The following is a 20,347-nucleotide window of genomic DNA, read 5'->3' on the forward strand; positions in this document are numbered from 1 at the left end:
GAACGCGCAAGGCTCATGCACTCTTGCGCGCCTCGACTGTCTCGCCTGGAAATCTTCCGCTCATGAGTCGTCTGTCTTCCTATTCGCGCGAGCAATTGCTCGCCAGCGCACGCGGCGAGTTGTTCGGCGCCGACGCCGGGCGCCTGCCCAACGATCCGATGCTGATGTTCGACCGCATCGTCGCCATCGACGAGACCGGCGGCGCGCACGGCAAGGGCGTGATCCGCGCCGAGCTGGATATCCGCCCGGACCTGTGGTTCTTCGGCTGCCATTTCATCGGCGATCCGGTGATGCCCGGCTGCCTAGGCCTGGATGCGATGTGGCAGCTGACCGGCTTCTTCCTGACCTGGCTGGGCGCGCCCGGCCGTGGCCGTGCGCTGGGCGTGGGCGAGGTGAAGTTCACCGGGCAGGTGCTGCCCACCGCCAAGCAGGTGGTGTACGAGATCGACATCAGCCGGGTGATCAACCGCAAGCTGGTGATGGCGGTGGCCGACGGCCGCATGTCGGTGGACGGGCGCGAGATCTATACCGCCAAGGACATGCGCGTGGGCCTGTTCACGTCGACGGAGGCGTTCTGATGCGGCGCGTGGTCATTACCGGAATGGGCATCACGTCGTGTCTGGGCAACGATCTGGACAGCGTGGCGCGCGCTTTGCGCGAAGGTCAGTCCGGCATCCGCCACAACCCGCAGGCGGTGGACGCCGGCCTGCGCAGCCAGGTCGGCGGCGATGTGCAACTGGACCTGGACGCGGCGATCGACCGCAAGCTCAAGCGCTTCATGGGCGATGCCTCGGCCTACGCCTACCTGGCGCTGCGCGATGCGCTGGCCGATGCCGGCCTGGACGAGGCGGCGATCAGCGATCCGCGCATCGGCCTGATCGCCGGCTCCGGTGGCGGCTCCAGCCACTGGCAGGTGGAAGCGGCGGACCTGCTGCGCAACCGCGGCGTGCGCAAGGTCGGCCCGTACATGGTGCCGCGCACGATGTGTTCGGCGGTCTCGGCCAGCCTGGCCACCGCGTTCAAGATCAAGGGCGTGAGCTACTCGCTGTCGGCGGCCTGCGCGACCTCGGCGCACTGCATCGGCGCGGCGGCGGACCTGATCCGCCACGGCCAGCAGGACGTGATGTTCGCCGGCGGCGGCGAAGAGCTCGACTGGACCATGAGCCTGATGTTCGACGCGATGGGCGCGCTGTCCACCGGCTTCAACGACACGCCGGCGGTGGCGTCGCGGCCCTACGACGCCGCGCGCGACGGCTTCGTCATCGCCGGCGGCGGCGGCATGCTGGTGCTGGAGGACTACGAGCACGCGGTGGCGCGCGGCGCGCGCATCCACGCCGAACTGGTCGGCTACGGCGTGACCTCCGATGGCGCCGACATGGTGGCACCGTCCGGCGAAGGCGCGGTGCGCTGCATGCACATGGCGCTGCAGGGCGTGGACGCGCCGATCGACTATCTCAACACCCACGGCACCTCGACGCCGCTGGGCGATGTCACCGAGCTGGATGCGGTGCGCGCGGTGTTCGGCGATGCGGTGCCGCCGCTGTCTTCGACCAAGGCGCTGTCCGGGCATTCGCTGGGCGCGGCGAGCGTGCACGAGGCGATCTACTGCCTGCTGATGCTGCGCGACGGCTTCATCGCCGGCTCGGCCAATATCGACACGCTGGATCCGCGCGCCGAGGGCTTCCCGATCGTGCGCGAAAGCCGCGACGCGGACTTGCGCACGGTGATGTCCAACAGCTTCGGCTTCGGCGGCACCAACGCTGCGCTGGTGTTCGCCAAGGCCTGATTCGGGCCATGCCTGCATGGTGCCGGCAGCGGCAGCGTGCCGCGCATCAGCGCTCCAGCTGCCTGACGTCGCGACGCCCGGCGTCGTCGTCCTTGTGCGCTTCCGGCTTGGCCGGTGGCGCTGAGGGCGGAGGCGGTGGAGGTGGCGAGGTCGGCTTCGGCGGATGCCGCTCGACCCACTGGATCGTCGCCGGCGACGGCGGCCACTTCGGCGATGCCGAGGGCGCAGACGCAGGCGGCGGCACCGGCTGCAGCCCCAGCGATTCGCGCTGGCGGCGGTCGTCTTCCTGCCGCTGCAGTTCCTTCGACAGTTCCTTGTTGTAGCGGGGATTGAGCGCGTCCGGCGGCGGGATCTGGTACATCCGCTCGCCCGGCGGCGTCCATGCCGGCGTGGCGCTCACGGCCTCGGAGGCAGACGCGATTGGTGGCGGCGCCCGCCATTGCGGCGCCAACTGGCGCTGCAACGGGGCCGGAATCTGCGCCGGGCCGGCCGCGGCCGCTGCGCTTTCCAGCGGTCGATAGCGCGCGCGTTCACGCGCCCACGGCTGACCGCGATAGTGCGTGTCCCAATAGCGATCCAGCGCAAAGCCGACGGTGGGCACGCCGGGTGCGATGCCCTGTTCCTGTGCGCTGAAATCGATCGCGCCGGCCGGCAACCAGCCGCGTTTCTCGCGCCAACTGACATCGCACCAGGCCCAGTCGCGAGTGCAGCCATGCACCCGCAGCGCGTCGTCGGTGACCGGCGTGGCCACGCGCGGATACTCCGGTGCCGGGCCAGCGCGCAGGCTGGCGCCGATGCGCACCGTGCCACTGCCGTCCTGCGCCAGCGCCGGCGCGGCCATGCTCAACAGCAGCGGCGTCCACCACCCTGCTCGCTTCATGCGGTCCTCCTTGTGCAGTGCGGCGGTTTCCTGCGCCGCGGTCGCGGCAGCGAACATCGCTGTGTCGCTGTGCCTGTTCTAGCACGGAGGAGCCGGGATTCGGGATTCGGGATTCGGGATTGGGGATTGGGGATTGGGGATTGGGGACTGGGGACTGGGGATTCGGGATGACCAGACTGCGGCTGTTGAAAGCCGGGAATTTGGAATCGGGACGGCAGCGTGTCCGCGGAGCACAACCGCTGCAAAGCGATCCAGTGCGCCGATAAAAAGCAGCTGCTTTTGTGAGAGGGGCTTCAGCCCCGACGGGCTTTCCCGGGAAAGCCCGTCGGGGCTGAAGCCCCTCCCACAGTGCAATCGCAACCACTACGCCTGCGCAGGAAAATCTCGAATCCCGGCTCTCAATGGCCGCAGGCTGGTCATCCCGAATCCCGAATCCCGAATCCCCAATCCCGGCTTATCCGGCCATGCCGCTGTGCCGCAGCAGCGCTTCCAACTCCGGCGCACGACCGCGGAAGGCGGTGAAGTTCTCCAGCGCCGGGCGGCTGCCGCCGCGCGAGAGGATTTCGCGCAGGAAGCGCGCGCCGGTGGTGGCCAACTGGTCAGGCGCTTCCTCGAATGCGGCATACGCGTCGGCGCTAAGCACCTCGGCCCACTTGTAGCTGTAATAGCCGGCCGCATAGCCGCCGGCGAAGATGTGGTTGAACTGGTGCGGGAAGCGGTTCCACGACGGCGGCCGGTTCACCGCCACGGCGTCGCGCACGCGCTCGAGCAACTGCAGCACGCTGTCGGACTGCGCATCGAAGCTGTGGTGCAGTTGCATGTCGAACAGGGCGAACTCGAGCTGGCGCACGGTGAACATGCCGCTCTGGTAGTTCTTCGCCGCCAGCATCTTGTCGAACAGCGCGCGCGGCAGCGGCTCGCCACTGTCCACGTGCGCCGTCATCGCCTGCAGGCGCGGCCATTCCCAGCAGAAGTTCTCCATGAACTGGCTGGGCAATTCCACCGCGTCCCATTCCACGCCGTTGATGCCGGCCACGCCCAGTTCGCCGACCTGGGTCAGCAATTGGTGCAGGCCATGGCCCATCTCGTGGAACAGGGTGGTGACCTCGTTGTGGGTGAAGGTGGCCGGCTTGCCGTCGCTGCCGCGGCCGAAGTTGCACACCAGGTATACCAGCGGGGTCTGCACGCCGTCAGTGCGTTCGCGGCGGTTGCGGCAGTCGTCCATCCAGGCGCCGCCGCGCTTGCCTTCGCGTGCGTACAGATCCAGGTAGAACTGCCCGACCAGGCGCCCCTGCGCATCGCTGAGGCGGAAGAAGCGCACGTCCGGATGCCACACCGGCGCGCTGTCGGCCTCCACGCGCAAGCCGTACAGGTCGTGGATCAGGCCGAACAGGCCGTCCAGCACCTTGGGCTCGGTGAAGTAGCGCTTCACCTCCTGCTCGGAGAAGCTGTAGCGCGCCTGCTTGAGTTTTTCGCTGACGTAGGCCAGATCCCAGGCTTCCAGCGTGTCCAGGCCCAGGTGCTCGCGCGCGAACGCTTCCAGCTCGGCGCGGTCGCGCTGCGCGTAGGGCTTGGCGCGTGCGGCCAGGTCGTGCAGGAACGCCAGCACCTGTGCCGGATCCTGCGCCATTTTCGTCGCCAGCGAATACTCGGCGTAGCTGGCGAAACCGAGCAGAGCCGCCAGTTCGCCGCGCAGGGCGAGAATGCGGCCGATCGCCGCGCTGTTGTCCAGCGCCGCATCGCCGAACTCCGAGGCGCGGATCGCGTTGGCGCGGTACAGCGTCTCGCGCAGCGCACGGTCTTCGGCGTACATCTGCACCGGCAGGTAGCAGGGCATCTGCAGGGTCAGCTTCCAGCCCGTCTGGCCGTCGCGTTCGGCCGCCGCACGCGCAGCGGCGATGCTGTCCTCGGGCAGGCCGGCCAGGCGCGCCGGGTCGTCGATCAGCAGCGACCACGCGTCGGTGGCGTCGAGCACGTTCTGCGAGAACTTGGCCGACAGCGCCGACAGCTCTTCCTGGATCGCGGCGAAGCGCTGCTTGTCGGCCTCGCCCAGTTCGGCGCCGCCCAGGCGGAAATCGCGCAGCGCGTTGTCCAGCACCTTGCGCTTCGCCGGCGTCAGCGTGGCCGCCTCCGGCGATTGCGCCAGCGTGCGGTACTGGGCGAACAGCGCCAGGTTCTGGCCCAGCGCGCTGGAGAAGCGCGTCACCTTGGGCAGGTTGGCGTTGTAGGCCTCGCGCAGCGCCGGCGTGTTGACCACCGCCTGCAGATGGCCCACCTGGCCCCAGGCCCGCCACAGGCGCTCGGTGGCATCGTCCAGCGGCGTTACGAAGCTGTCCCAGCGCACCGGCGCCACCGTCTCGGCAGCGGCCACGGCGGCCTCGGCCTGCGCCAGCAGCGTGTCGATCGCCGGGCCGATGTGTTCGGGCTGGATCGCATCGAAGCGCGGCAGGCCGGAAAAATCGAGCAGGGGATTGGTCATCGCGGAACTCTCGGTAGCGGAGGAAGGACCGGCGCAGCCGGCCATGAACGACAGATGGCGGTCAGTCCAGCGCGGCACAAGGCAGTGGTGGCAGGCCGGCGCCGGCCACCGCCGCGGCCAGCTGCGCATCGGCCTGCTCCACGTCGATGCCCTGCTCGGCGTACCACTGCGGCCGGTAGTAGCTGTGCACGTAGCGCTCGCCGCTGTCGCACAGGATGGTGACGATGGCGCCGCTGCGGCCGTGTTCGCGCATGCGCGTGGCCGCCTGCAGCACGCCGACGAAGTTGGTGCCGGTGGAGCCGCCCACGCGCCGGCCCAGGCGCGCGCTGACGTAGCGCATCGCCGCCAGGCTCAGCGCGTCGGGCACCTTGACCATCGCATCGACACAGCTGGGGATGAAACTCGGCTCCACCCGCGGCCGGCCGATGCCTTCGATGCGCGAGCCGCCGGTGCTTTCCAGGCCGGCATAGTCGCGCCCGGCCAGCGCCTCGCGGTAGCCGTCGAAGAACAGCGACACTTCCGGATCGGCGCACAGGATGCGGGTGGGATGGCGCCGGTAGCGCACGTAGCGGCCGAGCGTGGCCGCGGTGCCGCCGGTGCCGGGGCTGCACACGATCCACGCCGGGATCGGATGCGGCTCCTCCTGCATCTGCCGGAAGATCGACTCGGCGATGTTGTTGTTGGCGCGCCAGTCGGTGGCGCGCTCGGCGTACAGGAACTGGTCCATGAAGTGGCCGCCGGTCTCGCGCGCCAGTTGCACCGAATCGGCGTGCAGGTCGCAGGCGCGCCCGACCAGGTGGCAGCGCCCGCCCTGGAACTCGATCGCGGCGATCTTCTCCGGCGAGGTGGTGGCCGGGATCACCGCGATGAACGGCAACCCCAGCAGGCGCGCGAAATACGCCTCGGACACCGCGGTGGAGCCGCTGGAGGCCTCGATCACCGGGCGCCCCTCGCGCAGCCAGCCGTTGGCCAGCGCGTACAGGAACAGCGAGCGCGCCAGGCGGTGCTTGAGGCTGCCGGTGGGATGGCTGGACTCGTCCTTGAAGTACAGGTCGATGCCGGGGAAACCGGGCAGGTCCAGCGGGATCAGGTGGGTATCGGCCGAGCGGTTGAAGTCGGCTTCGATCTTCTGGATGGCGGCGGCCACCCAAGCGCGATGGGTCATGGCGATGCGGGAGCGGAGAAACCGCGCCCACGATACACGCCCGGCCGTGCGCCCGGACCATGCGCGGCAGCGGCCGCCACGGCGGCGTTCACCCGGGAGGACACGGCGCCGGGGCGGCGCTCAGCCGGCGACCACGCTGAAGCCGGCGTCGGCGATCGCCTGCTCCAGCGCGGCCACGTCGATGCGCGCCGGGTCGTAGTCGATGCCGACGCGCCCGCCTTCCAGCACCACCGTGCTGGCGGTCACGCCCGGACAGGCGTCCAGCACCCGCTGCAACCGTGCGCTGCAGCCGCCGCAGCTCATACCGTGGACGAGGAGATCGAGATGGTGCATGTCAGGCTCCAGGGTCAGGAAATCGCATCCGCGCTCATTGCGGACGCCAGCGATTGAGCAGCAGCGCGTTGCCCAGCACCGACACCGAACTCAGTGCCATCGCCGCGCCGGCGATCACCGGGTTGAGCAGGCCGAACGCGGCCAGCGGGATGCCCAGGCCGTTGAAGACGAAGGCGAAGAACAGGTTCTGGCGGATCTTGCGCACCGTCGCCGCGGACAGGTCGATGGCGGCGGCGACGCCGGCCAGGTCGCCGTGCATCAGCACCACGTCGGCCGCCTCGATGGCGATGTCCGAGCCGCTGCCGATGGCGAAGCTGACGTCGGCCGCGGCCAGCGCCGGAGCGTCGTTGATGCCGTCGCCGACCATGCCCACGTGTGCGCCCGGCACGGCCTGCAGCCGGCGCACGTGCGCCGCCTTGTCCTGCGGCAGCACCTCGGCCTGCACCTGCTGGATGCCGAGCCGCACGGCCACCGCCTGCGCCGCGTGGCGGTTGTCGCCGCTGAGCATGGTCACCGCGATGCCGCGCGCCTGCAGCAACGCCACCGCCTCGGCGGCATCCTCGCGCAGCGGATCGGCGATGGCGATGTAGCCGCTCACCGCGCCATCCACCGCCACCCCGACCACGCTGTGGCCCTGCGCCTGTGCCGCCTCGGCCTGGCGGCGCAGCGCCGGGTCGGCCGGCGCAGCGACCAGGCCGTCGAGCCACGCCAGCGCGCCCAGCGCCACCTCGCGCCCGTCCACGCGGCCGCGCACGCCCTGCCCCGGCAGCGTCTGCACCGCCTCGGCCGACGGTGCCGGCACGGCCGCGCGCACGCCCAACTCTGCGGCGCGCTGCACGATGGCGCGCGCCAGCGGATGCGCCGAGCCGGTTTCCAGCGCCGCGGCCAGGCGCAGCAGCGGCGCGGTCTGGGCCGCGTCGACGACCAGCACCGCCGTCACCTGCGGCTGGCCCAGGGTCAGCGTGCCGGTCTTGTCGACCACCAGCGCGGTCAGCGCACGGGCGCGTTCCAGCACCTCGGCGTCGCGGATCAGGATGCCGGCGCGCGCGCCGACACCGGTGCCGACCATGATCGCGGTCGGCGTGGCCAGGCCCAGCGCGCACGGGCAGGCGATCACCAGCACCGCCACCGCGTGCACCAGCGCCCCGGCGAAGCTGCCGCCCAGCGCCCAGGTCGCCCCCAGGGTGATTGCGGCGATGGCCAGCACCGCCGGCACGAACACCGCAGCGATACGGTCGACCAGGCGCTGGATCGGCGCGCGCGAGCCTTGCGCGGCATCGACCATGCGCACGATCTGCGCCAGCAGGGTGTCCGCGCCAACGCCGGTGGCGCGCGCGCGCAGCAGGCCGAGCTGGTTGACCGTGGCCGCATGCAGGCGGCTGCCCGGCGCCTTGGCCACCGGCATGGCCTCGCCGGAGAGCATGGCTTCGTCCACGCTGGAATGACCCTCGAGCACCTCGCCGTCCACCGGCACGCGCTCGCCGGCGGCGACCACGAACACGTCGCCGACCGCCAGTTCCGCCACGTCCACCTCCACGATGGCGCCGTCGCGCTCGACCCGCGCAGTGGTCGGCGCCAGGTCGAGCAGCGCGCGCACCGCCGCGGTGGTGCGGCGCTTGGCGCGGGCCTCGAGCAGGCGCCCAAGCAGCACCAGGGTGATGACGCTGGTGCTGGCCTCGAAGTACACGTGCTGGCCGTGCAGGCCGGCCACGGTGACCACGGCGCTGTACAGATAGGCCATGCCGGTGCCCAGCGCGACCAGCACGTCCATGTTGGCGCTGCCGTTGCGCAGTGCGCGGTAGCCGGCGCGGTAGAAGCGCGCGCCGATCCAGCACTGCACCGGCGTCGCCAGCAGCAACTGCAGCCAGCGCGGCAGCGGTTCGGCGTGCGCGCCGCGCAGGGCGTCGCCATCCAGCATGCCGAGCATCTGCCCCCAGAACGGCAGGGTGAGCAGCACCGCCGCGGCGAACAGGCCCAGCTCGCGTCGCCAGGCGCGCCGCTCGCTGCGCTCGCGCTCGGCCAGCTGCGCCGGGTCCATGGCCTCGGCGACGCGCGCGCCGAACCCGGCGCGGGCGATCCGTGCGACCAGGTCCGCGGGCGCGACCGCACCAGGCACGATCTCCACCCGCGCCTTGGCCGAGGCCAGGTTGGCGTGGCCGGCGAGCACACCCGGGGTCTTCGCCAGCAACGCATCGATGGACGCCACGCAGGACGCACAGTGCAGGCCGCTGAGTTCCAGGGTCACAGTCTGGGTCGGCACCGAGTAGCCGGCGTGCTGGATGCGCTGCAGCAGCGTCGGCAGATCCACCTGCTGCGGATCGTAGTCCACCTGCACGCGCGCGCCGGCGTAGCTGGCCTGCGCCGCCACGCCTGGCAGACGCGTGAGCGCTTTTTCCACGCCCGCCGCGCAGGCGGCGCAGGTCATGCCCTGCACCGGCAGCGTCAGTGACGCGGTGGCCCGGTCTGCGCTCATCGCGGCGGCTCGCCAGCGGCATCGCCGCGGATGTCGCCCAGGATCGGGCAGGTGTCCGGCGCGCCGTGGCCGGGGCACTCCCCGACCAGGGCCGCCAGGGTGTCGCGCATCTCGGTCAGTTCGGCGATGCGCCGATCCAGCGCCTGCAGGCGCGCGCTGGCGCGCTGCTTGATGCCCTCCACGCCATGCACGCGATCGTCCTGCAACGCCAGCAACTCGCCGATCTCCTCCAGCGAGAAGCCCAGCTCCTTGGCGCGGCGGATGAAGCGCACCCGCTGCACTGCCGCGGCGTCGTACTCGCGGTAGCCGGAGGCACGGCGCGGGGCGGGGGGCAGCAGGCCCTGACGTTCGTAGTAACGCACGGTGTCGATGGCGACGTCGGCCTGGCGGGCGAGCGCGCCGATGGTGAAGCGGGCGGTGGCGGGATCGGATCGCATGCGCACACCCTACTCCCTGGACTCGGGTCCAGAGTCAAGCCTTGCCGCATGGCGGTCGCTTGCCGCGCACGCCGGCTTCGGTATCCTCTTCCATTCCCGACGTCACGCTGCCGCCTGTGCCGACTTCCGCCGTCCTGCTGCGCCTGCTGCTGTGCCTGAGCCTGCTGCTCAACGGCACCGCGGCCGCCATGGCGATGCCCGGAATGCCGGCGCACGGCAGCGCGACGTACGAAGCGGCTGCCATCGTCGCCAGCGCGGCACCGGCGCAAGCGGCGATGCCCTGTCACGACGCACCTCCACCGCCGCCGGCTGACCACGACGCGCACTGCCACGACCATGCCGGCAAGCACGGCGGCTGCGGCGGCATGGCCGGCTGCCAATGTCCGCACGCGCAACCGCTGCCGGCTTTGTTGGCGATGCCGCTGGCGCTGCCACGCTTGCCCCGCACCCTGATTGCCGCCGCTCCCCAGGCCGCGCACGGCGCGCCCGGCCTGCCGCGGCTGGAACGCCCTCCCAGCGCCTGAGCGCGCGCGGCCGCCTGCTGGGCGGTCTCCCGGCGGCAGCGCACAGGCGCTGCCGCGTCCGTGCCTGCAGCGCCCATCGGCGCTGCGCGGCGCATCGCATCCGCTGACGGACATCGCACATGAAACCATCTTCTTCCGGCCTGCCGGCGCTGCCGTCGCGGCGCCGCTTCGTCACCGGGCTGGCGCTGGGCGCCGCCGCCGGCCTCACCGGGCTGCCGCTGCGCTACGCCCAGGCCAGCGCACTGGCGCGCAACGGCGCCGCGCCCTACGTGCTGCACGGCACCGATCTGGACCTGAGCATCGGCAGCACACAGGTCAACTTCACCGGGCGCACGCGCCCCGCCATCGCCGTCAACGGCAGCGTGCCGGCGCCGCTGCTGCGCTGGCGCGAAGGCGATACCGTGACCATCCGCGTGGCCAATCGCCTGCCCGGCCACACCCAGACCTCGGTGCACTGGCACGGCCTGCTGCTGCCGGCCAACATGGATGGCGTGCCGGGCATGAGCTTCGACGGCATCTACCCGGGCGAGACCTACCAGTACCGCTTCGCCCTGCGCCAATCCGGCACCTACTGGTACCACAGCCATTCGCTGCACCAGGAGCAGGCCGGGCTGTACGGCGCCATCGTCATCGACCCGCGCGAGCCGCCGCCGTACCGCTACGACCGCGAACACGTGCTGCTGCTATCGGACTGGACCGACCTGGATCCGGCGGCGCTGTTCCGGCGGCTGAAGCACATGCCGTCCTACGACAACCTGTACCAGCGCACCGTCGGCGATTTCCTGCGCGACGCGCGCGAGGACGGGCTGCGCGCCACCCTCGCCGACCGCGGCATGTGGGGGCGCATGCGCATGACGCCGAGCGACCTGTCCGACGTCAACGGCAACACCTACACCTACCTGCTCAACGGCATGACCCCGGCCGGCAACTGGACCGGGCTGTTCCGCCCCGGCGAGAAAGTGCTGCTGCGCTTCATCAACGCCTCCAGCATGAGCTACTTCGACGTGCGCATCCCCGGGCTGAAGATGACCGTGGTCGCCGCCGACGGCCAGTACGTGCATCCGGTGAGCGTGGACGAGTTCCGCATCGCCGCGGCCGAAACCTTTGATGTGCTGGTCGAACCGAGCGGCCAGGACGCCTACACGGTGTTCGCGCAGGACATGGGCCGCACCGGCCACGCGCGCGGCACCCTGGCCGTGCGCGAAGGCCTGCAGGCGCCGGTGCCGGCAAACGATCCGCGCCCACTGCTGCGCATGCAGGACATGGGCCATGCGATGGCCGGGCACGCCGGCCTGGACCACGGCGCCGGCACCGCCATGCACGTTATGGAAGGCGGCTGCGGCGCGAGCATGCACATGCCCGGCATGCCGGGCATGAACCACGCCGCGCACGCGGCTGCCAGCACTGCCGCCGCGCCTGCGCATCCAGCCAGCGAACGCGGCAATCCGCTGGTGGACATGCAGTCCGCCGCCACTGCGCCGCGGCTGGACGACCCCGGCATCGGCCTGCGCGACAACGGCCGCCGCGTGCTGACCTATGCCGACCTGCACAGCCTGTTCGAGGACCCGGACGGACGCGAGCCGGGGCGCGAGATCCAGTTGCACCTGACCGGCAACATGGAGAAGTTCGCCTGGTCGTTCGACGGCATTCCCTTCGCCAGCGCCGAGCCGCTGCGGCTGAACTACGGCGAGCGCCTGCGCATCGTGCTGGTCAACGACACGATGATGCAGCACCCGATCCACCTGCACGGCATGTGGAGCGACGTGGAAGACGCCGCCGGCCGCTTCCAGGTGCGCAAGCACACCGTGGACATGCCGCCGGGCACGCGCCGCAGCTACCGCGTGCGCGCCGATGCACTAGGCCGCTGGGCCTACCACTGCCACCTGCTGTACCACATGGACGGCGGCATGATGCGCGAAGTGCGGGTGGACGCATGAGCTGCTTCCGTCTCGCTCCGCTCGCCCAGGCGACCGGCATGGTGCTGCTGCTCGCGCACGCCGTGGCGCAGGCACAGCATGTCCACGCGGCCGACAGCGGCGCCGATCTCCCTGCCGCGCCCTGCGCCTGCCCGGCGTCCGCTGCCAGCATGCCCATGGCGGACGCGACAACGGCACCGCAGCCCGACGCGGCAATAGACGGTGTCGTGGACCACGCAGCCATGGGCCATGCCGCGCACGCGCCGGCCATGCACGCCGCGCCTGACACGCAGACCACGGCGGAACACGCCGACGCCATGTCGCACGAGCACATGGACCACGCCACGATGGACCACGCGGCCGCGCCGGCGTCGCAGGTCGAGCATGCGCACTCCGCACACGACGGCGTGCATCACGACCGCATGGACCATGCGACGCCCTCGGCGCCCGAACCGACAGCGACAGCGACAGCGACAGCGTGCCACTGTCCCGCGAGCGCCGACACGTCGCTGCCGCGCGAGGCGATCCCGCCGATCACCGCTGCCGACCGGGCGGCGGCGTTCCCGGTGCTGCGCGACCACGGCATGGCGCACGGCGCGGCGCGCACCGGCTACCTGCTGGTCGATCGCCTGGAGGGCTGGGACAACGCCCACGGCAGCGGCCAGGCCTGGGAAGCGCGCGGCTGGTACGGCGGCGACATCGACCGGCTGTGGCTGCGCAGCGACGGCGAACGCGAGGGCGGCCGCACCACGGCGTCCGCGCTGGAACTGGCCTACGGCCGCGCGATCTCGCCGTGGTGGGACGTGCTGATCGGCGGCAGGCAGGCGTTCGCGCCCGGCCGCGCGCGGACCTCGGCGGCGTTCGGCGTGCAGGGCATGGCGCCGTACAAGTTTGAGGTCTCGGCGATGCTGTACGTCGGCGCAGGCGGCCATGCCAGCCTGCACCTGGAAGGCGAATACGACGTGCTGCTGACCAACCGGCTGATCCTGCAGCCACGGCTGGAGGCGGAACTGGCCGCGCGCGACGATCCGGCGCATCGCACCGGCAGCGGCCTTGCCACCGTGGAGGGCGGACTGCGCCTGCGTTATGAGGTCACGCGGCGGTTCGCGCCGTACGTCGGCGTCGACCACGTCCGCCACTTCGGCGACACCGCCGACCTGCGCCGTGGCGACGGCGAGGCGGTGCGCGAGACGCGTTGGGTCGCGGGCCTGCGGTTCTGGTTCTGACGGTTCTGCTGTCGAGCTGCGGGCGCGCGCTCCGGCGGCAAGGACGCGCCCCCGGAGCGACACGCGGCGTCGCCAGCAGAGCGATGCGCGTCTCGCGCCAGGTGCACGCACGGCAGACACCGCAATCGGCCGTGCGTCCATAGGAGCGGCTTCAGCCGCGACGGGCTTTCCCGGGAACGCCCGCCGCGGCTGAAGCCGCTCCTACGAGATGCGGCATCGGGGGTCCGGCACAGCGCATCAGGCACCGACGGCGACGGGCGTTCGAGGCGCCTCTTCACCGCTCATGCGTGCAGCGCCGCCTGCAATGCCTCCACTTCGTGCCGTGGCGGACGCAGCGCGCCCAGCGTGCGGACCAGCTCGCGATAGCTGCGCGCGAGTTGCCCGAACAGGCTGGCGTCGCTGTCGCGGGTTTCGGCAACTTCGGCGTAGGCGCCGCGGCCCAGGTCGATGAAGTAGTCCACGCTGACCCGGCGCCGTGCCGCCACGCCGGGGAACAGCCCGGCGATCAGCAGGCAGCCGTCGCCGACCTCACGCAAGGCGTCGGCACGTGCACGCCCCACCTGCTCCTGCGCATGCAGCCACGCCAGCGCCTGGATGCGCGCCAGCAACTGCGCGTCGCGCTGGTAACGCAGCAGCACGAACACCAGATAGTGCTCGCGCGATTCGTCCAGCGGCCGGCCCAGGCGCTGCCCGGCCTCGTGCACCAGCGCCTGCCACAGCTCGGCCGGCGCCCCCTGTCTGAAAGACTCGTACATGCGTCCTCCTGCGTGGTGGGAACCCTCGCAGGAAGCTTATGCATAACCCGCGCCACACTGCTGGCAATGTCCACGCGCAAGTGCCAGCGTTCGCGTGGTGATCAGCGGCGTCATGCGGCGCTCGCACCTGCGCGCTAGGTGCCACCTCGCGCAGCGCTCGTGCCCGGATCGTTCAGGACCTGCGGCGCTTGCGGACGTCGCAGGTCGTCGGCGCAGCGCCCTGCGCCAGGATGCCGGCGAGGATCAGGTCGATCCCGGCGACGAAATCCAGACGGTCGTCGTGCGTGCGCAGCGCGGCGGCCATGCTGCGCACGAACGGATACGCGGCCGGATCGAGCCGCGACCACATGCCCGCCATCGCGTCCAGGGCCTCGCTGCGGACAAGCCCCTGGGTCAGCGCCAACTGCGTGTTGGCCGCGTTCTGCCCGCTCACGCCGAGCATGTAGTTGAGCAGCGCGGACACCGCCGCCCACTGCGCGGTGTCGGCCACACCGAGCGCACGCAACGGCTGGCCCAGGCCTTCGATGATGCGCACGATCGGCAGCTGCCCCGGCGCCTGCCACAGGGCCGACCCGATCCAGGGATGCGCATCGATCGCGTCGAACATGGCCAGGGCCAGCGCGCGGATGGCGGCCTGCGGCGTGGCGCCTGCCGGTGGCGCCGACAGGCTGCGCGCGATGACGGCGTCGCAGGCGGCGGTCAGCAGATCGCGCTTGTCGGCGATATGGCCGTACAGGGCGCCCGGTCCGGTGGCGAGCCGTTCGGACAGCGCGCGGAAGGTCAGGCCGGCTTCGCCGTCGCGATCGAGCAGGGCGATCGCCGCGTCGACGATCTGCTCGCGCGACAACGCGGCATCGCGGCGGGACGGGCTGGGGCGTGGCTTGGCCATGGCCGATCTTGACACGGATGGAACGTCATTCCAAGATGATGGAACGACGTTCCATAGCCACGTGCCGCGCGCATCGCTGCACGCACTGCTCCCTTGAGGTCCCGGATGCACACTCCCATCGCAATCATCGGTGCCGGACTGGGCGGGCTCGCGCTCGCCCGCGTGCTGCACCTCCACGGCATCGCCGCGACGCTCTACGAAGCCGAGGCATCGGCCGAGGCGCGCCCGCAGGGCGGCCTGCTCGACATCCACGCGTACAACGGCCAACTGGCGCTCAAGGACGCCGGGCTGTACGCGCAGTTCCGCGCGCTGGTGTTGCCCGGCGCGGATGCGAAACGCGTCGTCGACGCGCACGGGACGCTGCTGGTGGAGCGGCCGGACATCGCCGCCGGCAGCCGGCCGGAGGTGGATCGCGGGCAGTTGCGCCGCCTGCTGCTCAATGCGCTTCCCGCCGGTGCGGTGCGCTGGGGCCACAAGCTCGCCGGCGTGTCGCCGCTCGGCGAGGGGCGGCATCGGCTGCACTTCGGCAATGGCGCCACGGTCACCACCGACCTGCTGGTGGGTGCGGACGGCGCCTGGTCGAAGGTACGGCCCCTGCTGTCCGCTGCGGTGCCCGCCTACAGCGGCACCACCTTCGTCGAGACCTGCCTGTTGCACGCCGACACCCGGTATCCGGACAGCGCGCACCTGGTCGGCGGCGGAACGCTGATGGCGGTCGCACCGGGCAAGGGCATCCTCGTGCACCGCCATGCCGACGGCATGTTGCAGGCCTATGTGGCGCTGGTCAGGCCGGAGACATGGTTCGACGGCGTCGACGTGGCCGTGCCGGCGAGCGCGATGGCGCGCATCGCCGCGGAGTTCGCCGGCTGGGCGCCGGCGCTGACCGCGTTGATCACCGCCAGCGACACGCCGCCGGTGCTGCGTCCGATCCATGCCTTGCCGGTCGAGCATCGCTGGGAACGCGTCCCCGGCGTGACCCTGCTCGGCGACGCGGCGCACCTGATGTCGCCGTTCGCCGGCGAAGGCGCCAATCTCGCGCTCTACGATGGCGCCGAGCTGGGCAAGGCCATCGCCGCGCATCCCGGCGCGATCGACGCCGCGCTGGCCATGTACGAAGCCGAGCTGTTCGCGCGCAGCGCGCCGTTCGCCCGCGAATCGCAGCGCAACCTCGCCCTGTTCTTCGACGACACCGCGCCGCAGAGCCTGGTCGATTTCTTCAACGGCATCGCCGCCTAGCGCTCAGCGGCAGCCCGGCGCCGCGGCGGACATGGCCACGGCGCTCAGCCTGCCCATCGCTCGCGCACCGAACGCGACTGAGCGCGCTTACTCCACCGTCACCGACTTGGCCAGGTTGCGCGGCTTGTCCACGTCGGTGCCGCGCGCCAGTGCGGTGTGGTAGGCGAGCAACTGCACCGGCACGGTGTGCAGCACCGGGCTGAGCACGCCGGCGTGGCGCGGCGTGCGGATCACGTGCACGCCTTCGGATTCGTTGAAGTTGCTGTCCTGGTCGGCGAACACGAACAGTTCGCCGCCGCGCGCGCGCACTTCCTGCATGTTCGACTTCACCTTCTCCAGCAGGGTGTCGTTGGGCGCGATCACCACCACTGGCATGTCGGCGTCGACCAGCGCCAGCGGGCCGTGCTTGAGTTCGCCGGCCGGGTAGCCCTCGGCGTGGATGTAGGTGATTTCCTTGAGCTTGAGCGCGCCTTCCAGGGCAATCGGGTAATGCAGGCCGCGGCCCAGGAACAGCGCGTTGTGCTTGTCGGCGAAGCGCTCGGCCCACACCGCGATCTGCGGTTCCAGGTTGAGCACGTGCTGCACGCTGCCGGGCAGGTAGCGCAGCTGCTCCAGGTACTCGGCCTCCTGCTCGGCGCTCAGCCGCCCGCGGCGCTTGGCCAGCACGCAGGTGAGCTGGAACAGGGCCGCCAGCTGGGTGGTGAAGGCCTTGGTCGAAGCCACGCCGACCTCGGCGCCGGCGCGGGTGTAGAGCACCATCGCGCTGGCGCGCGGGATCGCGCTCTCGGGCACGTTGCAGATCGACAGGGTCTTGGCATGGCCCAGTGACTTGGCGTACTTGAGCGCCTCCATCGTGTCCAGGGTTTCGCCGGACTGGGAGATGGTCACGATCAACTGCCGCGGGTTGGCGCAGGCATCGCGGTAGCGGTACTCGCTGGCGATCTCCACGCTGCACGGCAACCCGGCGATGCCTTCGATCCAGTAGCGCGCGGTCAGGCCGGCGTAGTAGCTGGTGCCGCAGGCCAGGATCTGCACGGCGTCCACGTCGGCCAGCAGCGCCTCGGCCTTGCTGCCGAACAGCGCGGTGTCGAAGCCGCCGGCGTCGAACAGCGCCTCCAGGGTGTCGGCCAGCGCGCGCGGCTGCTCGTGGATCTCCTTCTGCATGAAGTGGCGGTACGGCCCCAGCTCCAGCGAGGCCAGCGACACGTCGGAGACGTGCGGCTCGCGCTGCACCGGCTGGTCCTGCGCGTCGTACACCTGCACGCCGTCGCGGCGCAGTTCGGCGGTATCGCCTTCTTCCAGGAAGATCACCCGGCGCGTGGCCTGGATCACCGCCGAGACGTCGGAGGCGATGAAGTTCTCACCCTCGCCCAGACCGATCAGCAGCGGGCAGCCCATGCGCGCGCACACCAGCAGGTCCGGGCGCGACTTGCTCACCGCGGCCACGGCATAGGCGCCGGTCAGTTCCTTCACCGCCGCCTGCAGCGCGCCGAGCAGGTCGCGGCCCTGCTCGATGTAGTGGTGGATCAGGTGGGCGATGACCTCGGTATCGGTCTGCGATTCGAACACGTAGCCGAGCGCGGTCAGGCGCTCGCGCTGCTGTTCGTGGTTCTCGATGATGCCGTTGTGGACCAGGGCCAGGTCGCCGTGGCTGACGTGCGGGTGCGCATTGGCCTCGGTGACGCCGCCGTGCGTGGCCCAGCGGGTGTGGCCGATGCCCAGCGGCGCGTGCAGTCCCTCGGCCTGCGCGGCGCTTTCGGTCTCGGCCACGCGGCCGGTGCGGCGCACGCGGCGCACCTGTCCGTCGGCGATGGCGGCAATACCGGCCGAGTCGTAACCCCGGTATTCCAGGCGCTTGAGCCCTTCGATCAGGACCGGGACCACATCGCGATCCGCGATCGCACCGACGATACCGCACATAGCCACGCCCTTCCCGAAAAGTCCGCCATTCTAGCCAAGTCCGCTGAATGTCTTGCCGCTGTCCGCTGCCGGACACGGTGTCCGCGAACGTGTCCGCGGACACCCGGACACCTGTCCGCGCCGGCCGCCGCCATACAATTCAACGACTTGCAGTTGGCACGCATCGTGCGATGGAGTCCCCATCCTCACCGCTGCGACCGTCCGATGATCCGTGACACCTCCGCCCAGGACCAGGTTCTCGCCCGCCCCCGCTCCGCCGCCTGGCGCCGCTGGCTGTGGCCCGGGGCGATCGCCGCGCTGGTGCTGCTGGGCATCGCCTTCGCCGCGCGCGGCTGGATCGCCGGCAGCCGCTCTTTCGACGCGCAGCGCGTGCGCATCGCCACGGTGACCCGCGGCGACCTGGTCCGCGACATCTCCGCCGACGGCCGCCTGATCGCCGCCAACAGCCCCACCCTGTACGCCATCTCCGGCGGCACCGTGACCCTGAAGGTGGTCGCCGGCGACGTGGTCAAGCAGGGCCAGGAACTGGCCGAGATCGACAGCCCGGAGCTGCGCAGCAAGCTGGCCCAGGAAGAGGCCACCCTGGCCGGCCTGGAAGCGGAGGCCGGCCGCGCCGACCTGGACGCGAGCCTGGCCCGCGCCAACGCCAGCAAGCTGATCGACCAGGCGCAGATCGAGCGGCAGGCCGCCAGCCGCGACCTGGAGCGCTACCAGCGCGGCTACGCAGGCGGCGCGGTGCCGCAGGTGGAACTGGCCAAGGCGCAGGACACGCTGAAGAAGGCCGACATCGCGATGAGCCACGCGCAGAAGGATTCCGGCCTGCAGGCGCAGGGCGCCTCGCTGGACGCGCGCAACAAGCGCCTGCTCGCCGAGCGCCAGCGCGCGGTGGTGGCCGAGGTGCAGCGCCAGGTCGACCTGCTGACCCTGCGCTCGCCGTTCGACGGCCAGGTCGGCCAGGTGCAGGTGTCGCAGCACACCAACGTCGCCGCCAACGCGCCGGTGCTGAGCGTGGTCGACCTGTCCAAGTTCGAACTGGAGATCAAGGTGCCGGAGAGCTTCGCCCGCGACCTGGCGATCGGCATGCCGGCGCAGTTGACCAGCGGTGCCGGCGAGCCGTTCGCCGGGGCGATCTCGGCGGTGTCGCCGGAAGTGGTCAACGGCGAGGTCAACGCGCGCATCCGCTTCACCGACAAGCAGCCGCCGGGCCTGCGCCAGAGCCAGCGCATGAGTGCGCGGGTGCTGCTGGATACCCGCAAGAACGTGCTCAAGCTCGAGCGCGGCCCGTTCGTCGAACAGTCCGGCGGCCGCTATGCGTACGTCATGGACGGCGACTCGGCGGTACGCCGCCCGGTCGAACTCGGCGTCACCAGCCTGGGCGAAGTCGAAGTGCGCTCGGGCCTGCAGCCGGGCGACCGGGTGGTCGTCTCCGGCAGCGATCTGTTCGGCGACGCGCCGCAGGTCACGGTGCATTAGAAGCCGGGATTGGGGAATCGGGATTGGGGATTCGCAAGCCTCTCTCGTTTTCCTTTCCTGGCCACTGATTCCGAATCCCGACATCTCCAATCCCCAATCCCCGCTCCACCACCACAGGAACTCATGCCATGCTCGAAATGCGCGCCGTCTCCAAGGTCTTCCGCACCGAACAGGTCGAGACGCATGCGTTGCGCTCGCTGGACCTGCATGTCCGCGAGGGCGAGTTCGTCGCCGTCACCGGGCCGTCGGGTTCGGGCAAGACCACCTTCCTCAACATCGCCGGCCTGCTGGAGACCTTCACCAGCGGCCAGTACCTGCTCGACGGCCAGGACGTCAGCAACCTCAACGACGATGCGCGCTCGCGCATGCGCAACCAGAAGATCGGCTTCATCTTCCAGGGCTTCAACCTGATTCCCGATCTAAACCTGTTCGACAACGTCGACGTGCCGCTGCGCTACCGCGGCATGGGCGCAGCCGAGCGCAAGCAGCGCATCGAGGAGGCGCTGAGCCGGGTCGGGCTGGGCTCGCGCATGAAGCACTATCCGTCCGAACTGTCCGGCGGCCAGCAGCAGCGCGCGGCGATCGCCCGCGCCCTGGCCGGCAGCCCGCGCCTGCTGCTGGCCGACGAACCGACCGGCAACCTCGACTCGCAGATGGCGCGCGGGGTGATGGAACTGCTGGAGGAGATCAACGCGCAGGGCTCGACCATCGTCATGGTCACCCACGATCCGGAACTGGCCGCGCGCGCGCAGCGCAACGTGCACATCGTCGACGGCCAGGCCACCGACCTGCAGCGCGACCCGGTGCTGGTGCACGGGGGCAGCGACGCCGCGGCCACGCGCTGACCGGCACGGC

17 protein-coding genes are annotated in these 20,347 nt (G+C 71.0%); 8 read left to right on the top strand and 9 right to left on the bottom strand.

Translation table 11 applies throughout. From position 1 onward, the window contains the following. Positions 1-62 precede the first annotated feature (62 nt). The gene (gene fabA, locus AC1PLR_RS18320) at positions 63-578 is read left to right on the top strand and encodes a 3-hydroxyacyl-[acyl-carrier-protein] dehydratase FabA (protein ID WP_481101894.1); all 516 of its coding nucleotides are present in this window, start codon (positions 63-65) and stop codon (positions 576-578) included. Continuing rightward, on the top strand, positions 578-1,786 hold the full coding sequence (gene fabB / locus AC1PLR_RS18325) for a beta-ketoacyl-ACP synthase I (protein ID WP_481070268.1): 1,209 nt from the start codon (positions 578-580) through the stop codon (positions 1,784-1,786). Before fabA ends, fabB begins: the two co-directional genes overlap by 1 nt. A gap of 46 nt (positions 1,787-1,832) precedes the next feature. On the opposite strand, the gene AC1PLR_RS18330 is transcribed toward fabB, so the two are convergent. The 6 genes from AC1PLR_RS18330 to AC1PLR_RS18355 form a co-directional block, all read right to left on the bottom strand. Next, positions 1,833-2,723 (bottom strand): SH3 domain-containing protein, encoded by an 891-nt coding sequence (locus tag AC1PLR_RS18330; protein ID WP_481101895.1) that lies wholly within the window; start codon positions 2,721-2,723, stop codon positions 1,833-1,835. Between the two features lie 397 nt (positions 2,724-3,120). Further along, positions 3,121-5,145, bottom strand: a complete 2,025-nt coding sequence (locus AC1PLR_RS18335) for a M3 family metallopeptidase (RefSeq protein WP_481101896.1) — start codon at positions 5,143-5,145, stop codon at positions 3,121-3,123. A gap of 61 nt (positions 5,146-5,206) precedes the next feature. Further along, complete coding sequence (locus AC1PLR_RS18340; RefSeq protein ID WP_481101897.1) at positions 5,207-6,310, bottom strand: PLP-dependent cysteine synthase family protein; 1,104 nt, start codon at positions 6,308-6,310, stop codon at positions 5,207-5,209. Between the two features lie 120 nt (positions 6,311-6,430). Next, on the bottom strand, positions 6,431-6,643 hold the full coding sequence (locus tag AC1PLR_RS18345; protein WP_481101898.1) for a heavy-metal-associated domain-containing protein: 213 nt from the start codon (positions 6,641-6,643) through the stop codon (positions 6,431-6,433). Between the two features lie 34 nt (positions 6,644-6,677). Further along, entirely contained in the window at positions 6,678-9,116 is a 2,439-nt protein-coding gene (locus tag AC1PLR_RS18350; protein ID WP_481101899.1) for a heavy metal translocating P-type ATPase, read from the bottom strand. Further along, a complete protein-coding gene (locus AC1PLR_RS18355) occupies positions 9,113-9,553 on the bottom strand; it encodes a heavy metal-responsive transcriptional regulator (RefSeq protein ID WP_481101900.1) in 441 nt (146 codons plus the stop codon). The genes AC1PLR_RS18350 and AC1PLR_RS18355 overlap by 4 nt, the downstream gene beginning before the upstream one ends. A gap of 116 nt (positions 9,554-9,669) precedes the next feature. Between AC1PLR_RS18355 and AC1PLR_RS18360 the strand changes: the two genes are divergently transcribed. The 3 genes from AC1PLR_RS18360 to AC1PLR_RS18370 all read left to right on the top strand — a co-directional run bounded on the left by AC1PLR_RS18360 (position 9,670) and on the right by AC1PLR_RS18370 (position 13,219). Beyond that, complete coding sequence (locus AC1PLR_RS18360; RefSeq protein ID WP_481101901.1) at positions 9,670-10,077, top strand: CopL family metal-binding regulatory protein; 408 nt, start codon at positions 9,670-9,672, stop codon at positions 10,075-10,077. 119 nt (positions 10,078-10,196) lie between these two features. Next, a complete protein-coding gene (locus AC1PLR_RS18365; RefSeq protein WP_481101902.1) occupies positions 10,197-12,014 on the top strand; it encodes a copper resistance system multicopper oxidase in 1,818 nt (605 codons plus the stop codon). Next, a complete protein-coding gene (locus AC1PLR_RS18370) occupies positions 12,011-13,219 on the top strand; it encodes a copper resistance protein B (RefSeq protein ID WP_481101903.1) in 1,209 nt (402 codons plus the stop codon). The genes AC1PLR_RS18365 and AC1PLR_RS18370 overlap by 4 nt, the downstream gene beginning before the upstream one ends. A gap of 281 nt (positions 13,220-13,500) precedes the next feature. Here the strand turns inward: AC1PLR_RS18370 and AC1PLR_RS18375 are convergent, their stop codons facing one another. Further along, positions 13,501-13,974, bottom strand: a complete 474-nt coding sequence (locus AC1PLR_RS18375; protein WP_209032510.1) for a hypothetical protein — start codon at positions 13,972-13,974, stop codon at positions 13,501-13,503. A 172-nt stretch (positions 13,975-14,146) separates the two neighbouring features. Then, on the bottom strand, positions 14,147-14,863 hold the full coding sequence (locus AC1PLR_RS18380; protein ID WP_481101904.1) for a TetR/AcrR family transcriptional regulator: 717 nt from the start codon (positions 14,861-14,863) through the stop codon (positions 14,147-14,149). A gap of 105 nt (positions 14,864-14,968) precedes the next feature. On the opposite strand from AC1PLR_RS18380, the gene AC1PLR_RS18385 reads away from it, so the two are divergent. After that, on the top strand, positions 14,969-16,099 hold the full coding sequence (locus tag AC1PLR_RS18385) for an FAD-dependent oxidoreductase (RefSeq protein ID WP_481101905.1): 1,131 nt from the start codon (positions 14,969-14,971) through the stop codon (positions 16,097-16,099). Between the two features lie 87 nt (positions 16,100-16,186). Here the strand turns inward: AC1PLR_RS18385 and glmS are convergent, their stop codons facing one another. Continuing rightward, a complete protein-coding gene (gene glmS / locus AC1PLR_RS18390; RefSeq protein WP_481103638.1) occupies positions 16,187-18,019 on the bottom strand; it encodes a glutamine--fructose-6-phosphate transaminase (isomerizing) in 1,833 nt (610 codons plus the stop codon). A 204-nt stretch (positions 18,020-18,223) separates the two neighbouring features. Here glmS and AC1PLR_RS18395 point away from each other — a divergent pair, with 204 nt between their 5' ends. Both AC1PLR_RS18395 and AC1PLR_RS18400 read left to right on the top strand, forming a co-directional pair. After that, positions 18,224-19,492: an efflux RND transporter periplasmic adaptor subunit gene (locus AC1PLR_RS18395; protein WP_010343805.1), complete on the top strand. Its 1,269-nt coding sequence runs from the start codon at positions 18,224-18,226 to the stop codon at positions 19,490-19,492. 128 nt (positions 19,493-19,620) lie between these two features. Next, the gene (locus AC1PLR_RS18400) at positions 19,621-20,337 is read left to right on the top strand and encodes an ABC transporter ATP-binding protein (protein WP_019800633.1); all 717 of its coding nucleotides are present in this window, start codon (positions 19,621-19,623) and stop codon (positions 20,335-20,337) included. Positions 20,338-20,347: the final 10 nt, after the last annotated feature.

Source organism: Xanthomonas sp. NCPPB 3570, from assembly GCF_056725115.1.

Excerpts from the sequence above, each read along its gene's own strand:
- AC1PLR_RS18330 (WP_481101895.1), bottom strand. The coding sequence starts at position 2,723 with ATGTTCGCTGCCGCGACCGCGGCGCAGGAAACCGCCGCACTGCACAAG.
- AC1PLR_RS18340 (WP_481101897.1), bottom strand. The coding sequence starts at position 6,310 with ATGACCCATCGCGCTTGGGTGGCCGCCGCCATCCAGAAGATCGAAGCC.
- AC1PLR_RS18335 (WP_481101896.1), bottom strand. The coding sequence starts at position 5,145 with ATGACCAATCCCCTGCTCGATTTTTCCGGCCTGCCGCGCTTCGATGCG.
- AC1PLR_RS18380 (WP_481101904.1), bottom strand. The coding sequence starts at position 14,863 with ATGGCCAAGCCACGCCCCAGCCCGTCCCGCCGCGATGCCGCGTTGTCG.
- AC1PLR_RS18400 (WP_019800633.1), top strand. The coding sequence starts at position 19,621 with ATGCTCGAAATGCGCGCCGTCTCCAAGGTCTTCCGCACCGAACAGGTC.
- glmS (WP_481103638.1), bottom strand. The coding sequence starts at position 18,019 with ATGTGCGGTATCGTCGGTGCGATCGCGGATCGCGATGTGGTCCCGGTC.
- AC1PLR_RS18365 (WP_481101902.1), top strand. The coding sequence starts at position 10,197 with ATGAAACCATCTTCTTCCGGCCTGCCGGCGCTGCCGTCGCGGCGCCGC.
- AC1PLR_RS18355 (WP_481101900.1), bottom strand. The coding sequence starts at position 9,553 with ATGCGATCCGATCCCGCCACCGCCCGCTTCACCATCGGCGCGCTCGCC.
- AC1PLR_RS18345 (WP_481101898.1), bottom strand. The coding sequence starts at position 6,643 with ATGCACCATCTCGATCTCCTCGTCCACGGTATGAGCTGCGGCGGCTGC.
- AC1PLR_RS18395 (WP_010343805.1), top strand. The coding sequence starts at position 18,224 with ATGATCCGTGACACCTCCGCCCAGGACCAGGTTCTCGCCCGCCCCCGC.
- AC1PLR_RS18385 (WP_481101905.1), top strand. The coding sequence starts at position 14,969 with ATGCACACTCCCATCGCAATCATCGGTGCCGGACTGGGCGGGCTCGCG.
- AC1PLR_RS18350 (WP_481101899.1), bottom strand. The coding sequence starts at position 9,116 with ATGAGCGCAGACCGGGCCACCGCGTCACTGACGCTGCCGGTGCAGGGC.
- fabA (WP_481101894.1), top strand. The coding sequence starts at position 63 with ATGAGTCGTCTGTCTTCCTATTCGCGCGAGCAATTGCTCGCCAGCGCA.
- fabB (WP_481070268.1), top strand. The coding sequence starts at position 578 with ATGCGGCGCGTGGTCATTACCGGAATGGGCATCACGTCGTGTCTGGGC.
- AC1PLR_RS18375 (WP_209032510.1), bottom strand. The coding sequence starts at position 13,974 with ATGTACGAGTCTTTCAGACAGGGGGCGCCGGCCGAGCTGTGGCAGGCG.
- AC1PLR_RS18370 (WP_481101903.1), top strand. The coding sequence starts at position 12,011 with ATGAGCTGCTTCCGTCTCGCTCCGCTCGCCCAGGCGACCGGCATGGTG.